Origin of the sequence: Achromobacter veterisilvae (genome assembly GCF_900496975.1) — a bacterium.
Classification (GTDB): domain Bacteria; phylum Pseudomonadota; class Gammaproteobacteria; order Burkholderiales; family Burkholderiaceae_B; genus Achromobacter; species Achromobacter veterisilvae.
This window is the reverse complement of the sequence record NZ_UFQC01000005.1, coordinates 1-12,312: the sequence shown is the minus strand read 5'-3', so window position 1 is coordinate 12,312 and position 12,312 is coordinate 1. Positions and strand designations below refer to the sequence as shown.

The following is a 12,312-nucleotide window of genomic DNA, read 5'->3' as shown; positions in this document are numbered from 1 at the left end:
GCATCATGCAGAAGATACCGGTTTCGGTCGTCGTCATGACGAAGAACGAGGAACGCAATATCGCCAAGTGCCTGAAGGCGCTGGCCGAATTCGACGAGGTCTTCGTCGTGGATTCCAACAGCACGGACGCCACCTGCGCGATGGCGGCGGCGCTGGGCGCCAAGGTGTCCAACTTCCAATGGAACGGCAAGTACCCGAAGAAAAAGCAGTGGTGCCTGGAACAACTGCCTTTCTCGCACCCGGTGGTGCTGTACGTCGACGCCGACGAGGAAATGACGCCCGGGCTGGCCGCGGAGATACGCGAGGCGCTGCCGCGCTTCGCCGCCGGCGCGGGCGGCGCCTTCGTGCCGTTCGACTACGTGTTCTGCGGCAAGAAGCTGGAACACGGCCATCGCGTCTACAAGCTGGCGCTGCTGGCGCGCGACCGGTCGCGCTTCCTGGACTACGACGACCTGGACGTCGCCCACATGTGGGAAGTGGAAGGACACTACCAGCCGCAGGTCCAGGGCGGGACCTTCGCCCTGCGCCAGCGCATGGTGCACAACGACCATGACTCGCTCTATCACTATTTCGACAAGCACAACCGCTACTCCGACTGGGAGGCCAACCTGCGCACCAAGGGCCTGATGAACGATCCGCGCGAAGCCAACGTCGGCGCCCGCGCGCTGCTCAAGCGCATCTTCCAGGCCATGCCGTTCAAGGCGCCGATCTCCTTCCTGCACTCCTACGTTTTCCGGCTGGGCTTCCTGGACGGCAAGGCCGGCTACGACTACGCCGTGGCGCGCGCCATGTATTACTGGCAGATCCGGATCAAGACCGAGGAACTCCGGAAGGCGCGCCAGGCCAGCGCCGCCGCGGCGCGCGACGGCACCGTGGCGGGAGCGGCGAAATGAGCGCGCTCCAGCGTCTGGACCGCTTTGCGCTGGCCCCGGGCCAGCGCGGCCGCTCCGCGTTGACGGTGCAGTTGTGGTGGCTGGTGCAAGGCACGCTGTTCCGCTGGTCGCCGCAGGTCGCATACGGATTCCGCCGGTGGCTGCTACGATGCTTCGGCGCGCGCATCGGCCGCAAGGTGCTGATCCGGCCCACCGCCACCGTGACCTATCCCTGGAAGGTGGAGATAGGCGACTACGCGTGGATCGGCGACGACGCGGTGATCTACAGCCTGGGCCCCATCCAGATCGGCGCCCACGCGGTGGTCTCGCAGCGCAGCTATCTGTGCGCGGCCGACCACGACGCCGCGCAGCCCGAATTTCCCCTGCGCGAACGCGCCGTCCGCGTCGAGGAAGGCGCCTGGGTGGCGACCGACGTATTCGTCGGCCCCGGCGTGACGATCGGGCGCGAGGCCGTGGTCGGCGCCCGCAGCTCGGTGTTCCGCAACATGCCGCCCGCCATGGTGTGCCACGGCAACCCGTGCCGCCCCGTCCGGCCGCGCAAGGCTGGCGCGGCATGAAGATCCTCATCTACGGCATCAACTACGCGCCCGAACTCACCGGCATCGGCAAATACAGCGCCGAGATGGCCGAATGGCTGGCCGCGCGCGGACATGAAGTCGGCGTGGTGACCGCCCCGCCCTACTATCCCCAGTGGGAGGTGCACCCGGGCTACCGGGCGGGCCGCTATGCCAAGGAGACGCGGCGCGGCGTCACGGTGCGCCGGGCGCCGCTCTGGGTCCCCGGGAAGCCGGGCGGACTCAAGCGCCTGGTCCACCTGGCGAGCTTCGCCCTGTCCAGCCTGCCCTCGCTCTTGCGCGCCGCCGCCGGACGGCCCGACATTGTCCTCGTGGTCGAGCCCGCGCTCTTCTGCGCGCCCGCCGCCTGGCTGGCGGCGCGGCTTTGCGGCGCCCGCGCGTGGCTGCACATTCAGGACTACGAAGTCGATGCCGCGTTCGAACTGGGCTTGCTCAAGGGCAAGGGCCTGCGCGCCGCCGTGCGCCGCGCCGAACGCTGGCTGATGCGCCGCTTCGACCGCGTTTCCACGATTTCGAACCGCATGCTGGACCTGGCGCTGGCCAAGGGCGTGGAGCCGGGCCGCGCGGTGCTGCTGCCGAACTGGATCGACGTGGACGCGATCGCGCCGCGCGAAGGCGGCGATTACCGCGCCGAGCTGGGCATACCGGACAACGCCGTCGTCGCGCTGTATTCGGGCAACATGGGCGGCAAGCAAGGCCTGCACACGCTGGCGGACGTGGCGCGGCGGCTCGGCCGCGAGCAGCGCCTGTGGTTCGTGTTCTGCGGCCAGGGCCCGGAACGCGCTCCGCTCGAGGCCCAATGCCAGGGGCTCCCCCGCGTCGCCTTTCTGGACCTGCAGCCGGCCGAAAGGCTGGGCGAACTCTTGAACACCGCCGACATCCATCTGCTGCCGCAACGCGCCGGCGCGGCCGACCTCGTGATGCCCTCCAAGCTGACCGGCATGCTGGCCAGTGGCCGGCCCGTGGTGTGCGGCGCCGCGCCCGGCACGGAACTGGCCGCCGTCGTGGCACGCTGCGGCCTCGTGACGCCGCCCGAGGACGGCGCGGCCATGGCCGAGGCGGTGCGCAAGCTCAGCTACAACGCGCAGATCCGGGAAACGCTGGGCGCCGCCGCGCGCCAGTACGCGCAGGCCCACCTGCACGTGGACGCCGTGCTGGCGGCGGCCGAACGCGAATTCGCCGCCGTCGCGGCCTCCAAGGGAAAACCGGCGGGGGCTGGCGTGTGACGTAGGATGGGTGGAGCGCGGGAGTTCTTAAGTAAGAACTCAGGTATCCAGCGCGCGAAACCCATGCTGCCGCAATCGGTTGTTTTCCTGCCGATGCCGGGCACAGTCTGCTCCATCGGTGTCTGACACCCGGGGAGACAAGCTTCGGCTTGCATCGGCGTTTCGGGGGTGTCAGACACCTGCATTGCGGGCGCTGTCTGCCCACGGCCGCATGGGTTTAACCTTCGGCTTGCACCAGCGTTTCAGGGGTGTCAGACACCTGCATTGCGGGCACTGTCTGCCCACGGCCGCATGGGTTTCGCGCGCTGGATACCTGAGTTCTTACTTAAAAACTCCCGCGCTCCACCCATCCTACGCGCCGGCTCATGTTTGGCCGCCGCTCCTGACCAGCCCCATCTGCACCGCGATATAGGCCGCCTCGGCCTGGTTGCGCGCATTCAGCTTCCAGTACAGGGTGCGCGCATGGCTCTTCACGGTCGCCACCGAAATGCCGACGTGCTCGCCTATCTCACGCATCGTCTTGCCCTGTACCAGCAGTTGCAGGATCTCTTCCTGTCGTTGCGTCAGTTCGCGCAGTTCCTGCGTCGGCGCGTGCACGGCGCCATGGGGCCGGGCGACGGGTTGCGGATAGCATTCGCCGCCCGCGAGCACCAGGTTGACCGCGGCGGCCAGCGCGTCGGGATTGGACGCCTTGGGCAGGTAGCCCGCGACTCCGGCGCGCGCGCACGCCGCCATGACGCCCTGGTCCAGCACGGAATACAGCACCAGCACCAGCCGGGGCATGAAGAACGCCATCGATTGCGACAGGAGTCCCACGTCCTGTTCGGCCAGGCCGCTGCAACCCACGACCAGCAGTTCCACTGGGCGGTTGATCGAGCTGGACATATTGAGCAGATGCGCTGGCGAGATGGCCAGGATGTCGTCGGCGTTCCGCACACGCTCCAGCACATGCTGGATCGCGACACGAAGCAGAGCGTAGTCTTCGATCAGTACGGTTGTCATCCCGAGGGGAACCTTGTGACACACGGCCCATACACGGTTCCCATGACGCTGGCGCATCATTGCTGCAACGGCAGGCTATTTGCGTCACCGACCTCACGGGAAGCTCGTCCACGGCATCGGATCGCATTGGCGAGGCGGCGGTGGTTCGCCCTTTCGACCCATGCTTGCGGACACAACCCATGCTATCAGCGGCTACGTTCGCTGAATCTCGTTCAGGTGGATGAATGGTGGAGGAATACGCTTGTGCTGCAACCACCTCACTGCTATGTATGACGTAGCCAGGATGGCTATGCGCGGGCCCGGCAGCACCGGAACTGGCGTTCCAGGCTGCCGGGCAGGCAGCGCAACCCGCAACCGCTATCCGACCTTGCGCCCGTACATCTGCCCGGCATCCACGTCCCTGCCGTTGGGTTCATGCCATTCCAGGGTCGCGCCGCGCTGCAGCGCCGCGTATACGGCTTCGCCCTTGTTCTTGACATGCAGCCGCTGGTACAGCGTGCAGGCATGCGTCTTCGCCGTGGCCACCGAAATATTGAGCATCCTGCTGACCGTCTTGATCGGATACCCCCGGGCCAGCAGCACCAGCACTTCATATTGGCGCGGCGTGATCTGCAGCAACTGCGCGCCGGCGCTGACGGGCATGGCGCCCTTGGAAGCGGCATCGTCGGCGTCCCGGGCAGGCAAGGCGCAGACCGCCTGCGCGGAAGTCTGCAGGGCCTGCTCGCTGGGGAAGCACTGCCCGCCCGCCATGACCAGGCGAATGGCCGCTTCCAGGATTTCGACCGAAGCCGTTTTCATCAGGCAGCCGTAGACGCTTGCGCCCGGCAGCCCCTGCACCGGCATGGGCAACGGCATCACGTCCGTCAGAAGCAGGATCCGCTTGGGCGTCAGGACGCGCTGGATTTCGTGCAGCGCGCTCCACGCCTCGTCGGTGTCCACCGGCAATCCGTAGATGAGGAGATCGGCACCCGCATGCACGCCATCGGCCTTGGAAACGTCCGCCAGGCCCATCCCCTCGATTTCCCACACATCATCCAACTTGCTAAGAATCTGCCACAACCCCAGCCGCAGGAGCGGATGGGCTTCAATCAGGACCATCTTGGCCATGGTGTCCTCCCGGTTTTTCGACGGGCCTAGAAGGGATCTTCGCTGTGCTGAAGACTATTTTTATCCAGCCCCGCGGGGGTGGTCCGCAATATCCCGGAGTATCTAATGAAGCCGAACCGGGGCATTTGGGCTGGGAGACTTTGGTAGCCAACATAACGGATGGCATGAACCCATCTTATGGTTCGAAATTGGCAAAATCAAGACGTTTCGCGGCGATATAATCCGACAAAAACAGAAATCATTCGTTAGCCTTAATCACTATCGTAAATCCGGATGAGATGTTCCTTTCGTTCTTTCAGACGCTAGGGTTTCCACCAGGAATTCTCTCTGCCACAAACGCCGTTTTCCCTATGACGGCGGCCTCGCCCGGCGGCGGATCCGGCCGCCGCCGCCGCTGTTACAACCATGAAAAAGCCGCGTCGGGGCATCTGCCAGACGCGGCCAGGAACTTCCGTTTTCGGGGCCAATAGCTGTCTAGATGTTTCCTCGGACACATCGAGCCCGTGGGCGCTTTCCGTATTCGAAATATGGGTAACATTTTAATTTTTGCGCGGCCGGCATCATTTACTCCATATAGGCGAAGTCAAATACCGTATGCCCCCCCTGGTGGTGCCAATGGTGCATTGAAGCATGACGCTTCCTCAGGAAGCTCGCGTAGTGGATTTCGCCGTCCGTTTCCACGTAGCTGGACGGCGAAAGTTCTTCGATCCGGTTCAGGGAGACGCCCTTGCCGTAGTGGCAGAAGCCCTGGTACTGGGCGCAGCGGATCACCTCTCCGCCAGGCGACACAACGATTCCGGCGTTGCGGGCGCGCATCGGGTTGCGGACGATGGGGTTGCAGGCATGCGGCGTCCACTCCGTCGAGCGCGGCGAATCGGCGAAAAAGGCGAACAATTCGTCGCAATGACTTTGCCCGTCGGTGCGGTCGATATTAGTTAATAGCCACCAGTATTCGCCGTGTTTGAAAATAATCGTATCGACCGCCGATATATTCGTCATCAGATTAACATCCAACTCCCATTTCAGCGGAAAATCCGTGCATTTCCATAATTCTATACTGCGGTTTCCGCAGGTCTCCGGCACCATGTAGGTCACGCCGTCGTGCTCGAAGATATAGGGGAACGACAGGTGGTACGGCAGGTTCAGGGCGGTTCCCAGCAGGCGGAAAGCCCCGTCGGAGTAGGTGGCGACAGAGATCGTGCCCTTGCGGGAATTAAAATCGTAGTCTTCGAAAAATATATATGGCTTCTTGTCCTGTGTATATACGAACGGATCCGCGAAGAACCTGCCCTTGGGCGGCTGCAACACCATGGCCTCGGACACCACGGCCTGCTGCCTGGCAGACGGGAACATGCCGATCCGCCACCGCACGTTGCGTTTCATGATGCGTCGCACAATTAAATCGGACATTAACCACGCCTGACGCGCGATATAAGCCGCGCTATCCCACTCCGCCGGATCCGCCCGCCGCTGGCCGCTCATGATCTGCATGCCCGGCGGCGCGGCGCCCTGCCGCGAACGGGCCAGCGCCTGGAGCGCGTCATAGACCATGAAATTTCCCAGGCTGAACGCGCGGGCCTGGTTCTTCAACCAGAACACTTCGGTGTTGAAACTGCGCTGGTCCAGCAGCTCGTCGTCTTCGACGCAGAGCCCGACGCGCCAGAGCTTCACGGTGGTGTGGTCCTCGCGCTGGTAGACCTCCCAGAAGCCGGCGTACCGGCTGGTCGCCACCGCGATGTCGGAATAACTCAACTGCCATACGCCCAGCCGCGCCCAGCCCGCCATCTGTTCGCGCGAGGCCGGCGACGACCCCAGTGTGATCACCAGATCCAGCGCCAGCGCGGCGACCTCGTCCTGCCTCTCGGCCGCGGCGGCGTCCCGCGCCAGCGGCACGACGGCGGCCGCTTCCAGCGGCAGGCTGTCGCGCAGGTCGTGGCAAGCCAGCATGTCGCGCTGCTTGGCGGGCAGCAGCCGGGCTTCCAGGCGCGACAGCGTGCCGAACAGGGCGCGCGCCCCCAGGCGGGGCGGCCTGTCGTCGAGCGCCCCGTTCATCACCAGCAAAGCAGCAATAGCGAAATCCTGGCTGTGCTGGAGCCACTCGACCATCTCATGCATCCAGCCGGGTTGCTCATACCCATCAACCAGCAGTCCCACTCTGTAGGTCTTCATTTCTCCTGCTCCTGTGTCGGGGCGAGTCCGTTTTCCCTGCCCGTACCGCGAACGGGCTAGCCATGCATGCGGGCTTTTTCGGCTCTGCGCATTCGATCCCTCGCGCCGATACTGCGTGCTTTTGCGCTTGTCTTCCAGACCACATTTATCCTAGAGCGCCAGCCCGAGGGCAAAAGGCTCAAGCTCGTCCGGACGGCCGAGGCGCCGGCTCGTCCAGCCGCACGGTCCCGCTCATCCATGCGGCGGAGCCGGCGCGGAAACGGACGAACGCGACATGACGGGCGCCTGAACGCTAGTGGTAAACCCTATTGGGGATAGCCGAGGCTCGCATCTCGGCCATCCCTAACGCATAATGATTTTTAAACAAACGTTTGAATTCAACCTTATGCAAGAAATCAGATCCCCCTCTACCCGTGAAGCGATCCTGGACACCGCCGAAGCCCTGTTCGCGCAGCAGGGACACGACGCGACGTCGATGCGGCAGATCACGGGCGCGGCCGGCGTGAACCTTGCCTCGGTGAACTATCACTTCGGCTCCAAGGAGTCACTCGTGCAAGCGGTGCTCAAACGCCGCCTGGCGGTGCTGAACCACGAACGCCTGCGGCTTTTGGACGAACTGGAGGCGCAAGCCGAAGGCAAGCCCCTCAAGCCGTCGCAGATCGTGGACGCCTTCTTCGGCACGCTGCTGCGTCTGGCCGCCGACCCCGCCCAGGCCGGCAGCACCTTCCTGCCGCTGCTGGAACGCACCATGACGGACCCTTCGGATTTCATCCGCGCCCTGTTTGCCGAGGAATACGCGGACGTGCTGGAGCGCTACCGCAACGCGCTGTTCGCGGCGCTGCCCGACGTGCCCCGCGCGGAAATCATGTGGCGCTTCCAGTTCATGCTGGGCGCCACGTCGTACGCCATCATCGGCACGGACCTGCTGCGCTCGGTCACGGGCTGGACCATCGACGAAGCCGAACAGCCCGACAACCCGGACCTGCTGCTGCCGCGCCTGATGAGCTTCCTGCTCGGGGGCCTGCGCTCCCCCCTGCCGCCGGTGCCCTGACCGGCACCGCGGCCCGCCGGCCGGAACCGAACATCCATGGAGACAAGAACATGAACGCAGTCATCCTCGCCCTGGCCGTCGTCGCGGTGCTGGCCGCCGCCGCGCTGGGCGTGCGTCCCATCCGCCGGGCCCTGCTGTCGGCGCCGATCTTCAACCTGTACCGCAAGGTGCTGCCGCAGATGTCGGACACCGAGCGCGATGCGCTGGAGGCCGGCACGGTCTGGTGGGAGGGCGAGTTGTTCCGCGGCCGGCCCGACTGGAGCCGCCTGCTCGCCTATCCCCGCCCGCGGCTGACCGAGGAGGAACAGCGCTTCCTGGACCACCAGGCCGAAGAGGCCTGCCGCAGGGTCGACGACTGGAACGTCACGCAGGAACGCTTCGACCTGCCGGCGGACGTCTGGAACTACCTGAAGGCCGAGGGCTTCCTCGGCATGATCATTCCGAAGGAATACGGCGGCCTGGCGTTCTCCGCCTATGCCCATTCCGAAATCGTGACCAAGCTGTCCACGCGCTCGTCGGCGCTGGCGGTGTCGGTCATGGTGCCGAACTCGCTCGGCCCGGCCGAACTGCTGCTGCACTACGGCACCGACGAACAGAAGAACCACTACCTGCCCCGGCTGGCCCGCGGCGAGGAAGTGCCCGCCTTCGCGCTGACCAGCCCCTGGGCCGGATCCGACGCCGCCGCCATCCCGGACAGCGGCATCGTGTGCAAGGGCGAATGGCAGGGCCGCGAAGTGATCGGCATGAAGGTCACCTGGGACAAGCGCTACATCACGCTGGCGCCGGTATGCACCCTGCTGGGCCTGGCGTTCCGCCTGTACGATCCCGACGGCCTGCTGGGCGGCAAGAAAGACCTGGGCATCACCTGCGCGCTGGTGCCGCACGACCACCCGGGCGTGGACACCGGCCGCCGCCATTTCCCGTTGAACGCGATGTTCATGAACGGCCCCACGCGCGGCACCGACGTCTTCATGCCGCTGGAATTCATCATCGGCGGCCCGGCCATGGCGGGACAGGGCTGGCGGATGCTGATGGAGTGCCTGGCGGCGGGGCGCTCGATCTCGCTGCCTTCGTCCAATACCGGCATGTCCAAGCTGACGGCGCGCGCCGTCGGCGGCTATGCCCGCGTGCGCAGCCAGTTCCGCATGCCCGTGGGCAAATTCGAAGGCGTGGAAGAGGCGCTGGCGCGCATCGGCGGCAACACCTACATGATGGACGCCGCCCGCGCCATGACGGCCGGCGCGGTGGACCTGGGCGAAAAGCCGTCGGTCGTCTCCGCCATCGTCAAGTACCACGTGACCGAACGCGCCCGCCAGGTCGTCAACGACGGCATGGACGTCATCGGCGGCAAGGGCATCTGCCTGGGCCCCTCCAACTTCCTGGGCCGCGCCTACCAGCAGATTCCCATCGGCATCACCGTCGAAGGCGCCAACATCCTCACCCGCAGCCTGATCATCTTCGGCCAGGGCGCGATCCGCTGCCATCCCTACGTGCTGGCGGAAATGCAGGCCGCGCAGTCGTCCGACCGCCGGCAGGGGCTGGCCGATTTCGACCGGGCCTTCTGGGGCCACGCCGCCTTCGTCGCCGGGAATGCGCTGCGCGCCGCGGGCACCGCCTTGACGGGCGCGCGGTTTGTCGGCGTGAACGCCGACGCCGCGCCCGCCATGAAACGCTACTACCAGTTGCTCAGCCGCTACAGCGCCGCCTTCGCGCTGCTGGCCGACACCTCGATGCTGGTGCTCGGCGGCAGCCTGAAGCGGCGCGAACGCCTGTCCGCGCGGCTGGGCGACATCCTCTCGCAGATGTACCTGGCGAGCGCCACGCTCAAGCGCTTCGAGGACGAAGGCCGCCAGGCCGCCGACGAACCCCTGGCGCACTGGTCCATCCAGGACGCGCTGTTCAAGCTGCAGCAGGCCTTCGACGGCGTGCTGGACAATCTTCCCAACCGGGCCGTGGCCTGGTGCCTGGCCCGCCTCATCTTTCCGTGGGGCCGCCGCCAGGCCCTGCCGTCGGACCAACTGGGCCAGGACGTGGCGCGCCTGCTGATCCAGCCTGGCGCCACCCGCGACCGCCTGACCGCGGGCTGCCACCTGCCCGCCACCGACGCGGAACCCGTGGGCGCCATCGAACAGGCGCTGGCCGCCACGCTGGACGCCGAGCCCATCGAGGCCAAGATCCGCGAACTCGAGAAGCGCGGCGCGCTGGACGGCAATCCGCAAGCCAACGTGCGTGACATCGCCGATGCCGCTTTCGCCATCGGAGGCATCACCGCGGAAGAATACGCGGTGATGAAGCGCCGCAACCGCTTGCGCGATGCCGTGGTGAAAGTGGATGATTTCGCCTTCGACCTCGGCACCGTGGATCGGGTCGATCCCGCCGCCGAACGCAAGGCCGCTTGAAGGAGGAATCGGATGGCATTCAAACCGGTTTACGTGGTCGACGGCCTGCGCACGCCGTTCCTCAAGGCGCGGTCCGGCCCGGGCCCCTTCTCCGCCGGCGACCTCGCCGTGCAGGCGGGCCGCGCCCTGCTGCTGCGCCAGCCGTTCGCGCCCGCCGACCTCGACGAGGTCATCGTGGGCTGCGCCGCCCCTTCCCCCGACGAAGTGAACATCGGCCGCGTGATCGCGCTGCGGCTGGGCTGCGGCAACAAGGTGCCGGGCTGGACCGTGATGCGCAACTGCGCGTCCGGCATGCAGGCGCTGGATTCCGGCATCGCCAATATCCAGTCCGGCCGTTCGGAACTGGTGCTGGCCGGCGGCACCGACGCGCTGTCGCGCGCGCCGGTGTTGTTCTCGGACGACATGGTGCGCTGGCTGGCCGGATGGTACGCGGCGCGCGGCGCGGGCGCCAAACTGGCGGCGCTGCGCCGGTTCCGGCTGCGCAACCTGGCGCCCGTCATCGGCCTGCTCAAGGGCCTGACCGACCCCGTGGTCGGCCTGTCCATGGGGCAGACCGCCGAGAACCTCGCCACCCGCTTCGGCATCGACCGCGCCGCGATGGACGCCTATGCGGCCGAGAGCCACCGGCGCGCGCTGGCGGCCCGCGCCGGTGGCCCCATGGGCGAGATCGCGCCCTTGATCGACACGCAAGGCAGGCTGTACCCTGAAGACGACGGCGTGCGCGCGGACTCCACGCCGGAAAAGCTGGCCAGGCTCAAGCCCGTGTTCGACAAACCCTGGGGCAATATCACGGCAGGCAACAGCTCGCAGGTCACCGACGGCGCCGCCATGCTGGCGCTGGCCTCGGAAGAAGCCGTCCGCAAATGGAACCTGCGGCCGCTGGGCCGCATCGTGGACAGCCAGTGGGCCGGCCTGGACCCGGCGCAGATGGGCCTGGGCCCGGTGCATGCCGCCACCCCGATCCTGCAACGCCACGGCCTGGGGCTCAATGACCTCGACCTGTGGGAAATCAACGAAGCCTTCGCCGCGCAGGTGCTGGGCTGCCTCGCGGCCTGGCGCGACGAGGCCTATTGCCGGGAACACCTCGGCACCGCGGCCTGGGGCGATCTCGATCCCGCCCGGCTCAACGTCGACGGCGGCGCGATCGCCATCGGGCACCCGGTGGGCGCCTCCGGCGCCCGCATCGTGCTGCACCTGCTCGACGCCCTGAAGCGCCGGCGCGCCAGGCGCGGCATGGCGGCCATCTGCATCGGCGGCGGCCAAGGCGGCGCAATGCTGGTCGAAACCCTGGACGAGGACCGCCCATGACGACGATCGATACGCTTTCCCACTGGCGCCTGGACCGCGATCCCGACGGCCTGGCCTGGCTGACGTTCGACCGGGCCGGCAGCGCCGTCAACGCCTTGTCGGCCGATACCCTGGCCGAACTGACCGTCGTGCTGGACGCGCTGGACGCCGCGCCGCCCGCCGGCCTGGTCATCCGGTCCGGCAAGGCCACGGGCTTCATCGTGGGCGCGGACGTCAACGAATTCGCCAGCCTGGACACACCCGAGCAAGCGCGCGCGCTGGTCGCGCGCGGCTGGAACCTCTTCAACCGCCTGGCCGCGGTGCGCTACCCCACCCTGGCGCTGATCCAGGGCCATTGCCTGGGCGGCGGCCTGGAGCTGGCCCTGGCCTGCCGCTACCGCCTGGTGGCCAACCAGCCCGGCGCGTCGCTCGCGCTGCCCGAGGTCATGCTGGGCATTTTCCCGGGCTGGGGCGGCATGCTGCGCCTGCCGCGGCTGATCGGCGCGCCCGCGGCGCTCGACATGATGCTCACGGGCCGCGGCGCCGACGCGCGGCGCGCGGCGGCGCTGGGCCTGGCGGACGCGCGGGTCCCTCCCCGCCTGC

The 12,312-nt window shown here is 66.9% G+C and carries 10 protein-coding genes; 7 read left to right on the top strand and 3 right to left on the bottom strand.

Features of this window, described 5'->3' with window-relative positions; all coding sequences use genetic code 11:
• The first annotated feature begins 5 nt into the window (after positions 1–5).
• From AVE30378_RS05615 to AVE30378_RS05605, 3 genes are read left to right on the top strand one after another with little or no spacing between them, the layout of a single operon-like run.
• Positions 6–893 (top strand): glycosyltransferase family 2 protein, encoded by an 888-nt coding sequence (locus AVE30378_RS05615; RefSeq protein ID WP_129239788.1) that lies wholly within the window; start codon positions 6–8, stop codon positions 891–893.
• Positions 890–1,450, top strand: coding sequence for a putative colanic acid biosynthesis acetyltransferase (locus AVE30378_RS05610; protein ID WP_129239787.1), 561 nt, complete (start codon positions 890–892; stop codon positions 1,448–1,450). Before AVE30378_RS05615 ends, AVE30378_RS05610 begins: the two co-directional genes overlap by 4 nt.
• A complete protein-coding gene (locus tag AVE30378_RS05605; protein WP_129239786.1) occupies positions 1,447–2,694 on the top strand; it encodes a glycosyltransferase WbuB in 1,248 nt (415 codons plus the stop codon). Before AVE30378_RS05610 ends, AVE30378_RS05605 begins: the two co-directional genes overlap by 4 nt.
• A 363-nt stretch (positions 2,695–3,057) precedes the next feature.
• On the opposite strand, the gene AVE30378_RS05600 is transcribed toward AVE30378_RS05605, so the two are convergent.
• From AVE30378_RS05600 to AVE30378_RS05590, 3 genes are all read right to left on the bottom strand, one after another.
• Positions 3,058–3,696 carry a response regulator transcription factor gene (locus AVE30378_RS05600; RefSeq protein WP_129239785.1) on the bottom strand — a complete coding sequence of 213 codons (639 nt, stop codon included), beginning with the start codon at positions 3,694–3,696 and terminating at the stop codon, positions 3,058–3,060.
• Positions 3,697–4,053: 357 nt separating this feature from the next.
• The gene (locus AVE30378_RS05595) at positions 4,054–4,803 is read right to left on the bottom strand and encodes a helix-turn-helix transcriptional regulator (RefSeq protein WP_129239784.1); all 750 of its coding nucleotides are present in this window, start codon (positions 4,801–4,803) and stop codon (positions 4,054–4,056) included.
• 564 nt (positions 4,804–5,367) lie between these two features.
• A complete protein-coding gene (locus AVE30378_RS05590) occupies positions 5,368–6,972 on the bottom strand; it encodes a glucosamine inositolphosphorylceramide transferase family protein (protein ID WP_129239783.1) in 1,605 nt (534 codons plus the stop codon).
• 385 nt (positions 6,973–7,357) lie between these two features.
• Here AVE30378_RS05590 and AVE30378_RS05585 point away from each other — a divergent pair, with 385 nt between their 5' ends.
• The 4 genes from AVE30378_RS05585 to AVE30378_RS05570 all read left to right on the top strand — a co-directional run.
• Positions 7,358–8,023 carry a TetR/AcrR family transcriptional regulator gene (locus AVE30378_RS05585; RefSeq protein ID WP_129239782.1) on the top strand — a complete coding sequence of 222 codons (666 nt, stop codon included), beginning with the start codon at positions 7,358–7,360 and terminating at the stop codon, positions 8,021–8,023.
• A gap of 50 nt (positions 8,024–8,073) precedes the next feature.
• Positions 8,074–10,422 (top strand): acyl-CoA dehydrogenase, encoded by a 2,349-nt coding sequence (locus AVE30378_RS05580; protein WP_129239781.1) that lies wholly within the window; start codon positions 8,074–8,076, stop codon positions 10,420–10,422.
• Positions 10,423–10,434: 12 nt separating this feature from the next.
• On the top strand, positions 10,435–11,730 hold the full coding sequence (locus tag AVE30378_RS05575; protein ID WP_129239780.1) for an acetyl-CoA C-acetyltransferase: 1,296 nt from the start codon (positions 10,435–10,437) through the stop codon (positions 11,728–11,730).
• A partial coding sequence (locus AVE30378_RS05570) for an enoyl-CoA hydratase-related protein (protein ID WP_208742356.1) occupies positions 11,727–12,312 on the top strand: 586 nt, incomplete at its 3' end. The genes AVE30378_RS05575 and AVE30378_RS05570, both read left to right, overlap by 4 nt.